The sequence below is a fragment of the Pantoea phyllosphaerae genome (assembly GCF_051025595.1).
Classification (GTDB): Bacteria; Pseudomonadota; Gammaproteobacteria; order Enterobacterales; family Enterobacteriaceae; genus Pantoea.
Genome location: NZ_JBPFDE010000038.1, coordinates 1 through 651 on the forward strand (window position 1 = coordinate 1; position 651 = coordinate 651).

At 71.4% G+C, this 651-nt stretch carries 1 protein-coding gene; it reads left to right on the plus strand.

Features of this window, described 5'->3' with window-relative positions; translation table 11 throughout:
• Positions 1-651, plus strand: a 651-nt coding sequence (locus ACR6A7_RS21105; protein WP_434127149.1) for a hemagglutinin repeat-containing protein, incomplete at both ends; no start/stop codon positions are given.

Genomic DNA, 651 nt, shown 5'->3' on the forward strand with positions numbered 1-651 from the left:
CAGAGCAGCCAGACCCATAAGGTGGAGCAGAAAACCTCCGGCCTGACGCTGGCGCTCTCCGGCACGGTGGGCAGCGCGCTCAATACGGCGGCGCAGACGGTGCAGGAGGCGAAGTCCGCCGACAGCGGACGGCTGGCGGCGCTGCAGGGCACCAAAGCCGCGCTCAGCGGCGTGCAGGCAACGCAGGCCGCGCGCCTGGCGGCGGCGCAGGGCAACAGCCCGGAGAACAACAACGCCATCGGGGTCAGCCTCTCTTACGGCAGCCAGTCTTCCACCTCCACGCAGCGCAGCGAGCAGCGCACCGCCCAGGGCAGCAGCCTGACGGCGGGGGACAACCTGAGCGTGGTGGCGCGCGGCAGCGGCGTGAAAGGCGCCGACGGCGACCTGACGGTGCAGGGCAGCCAGCTGCAGGCCGGCAGGGATGTGCTGCTGTCGGCGAACCGGGACCTGAACCTGCTGTCGGCCGCGAATACCTCCTCGCTGGAGGGGAAAAACGAGAGCCACGGCGGCAGCCTGGGCGTGGGCATCGGCGCGGGCCAGGGCGGCTGGGGCATCAGCGTCTCCGCCAGCGTCAACAGGGGCAAAGGCAGCGAGCAGGGCAGCGGCGTCACCCACACCGAGACCCAGGTGAACGCGGGCAGCCAGGTGACG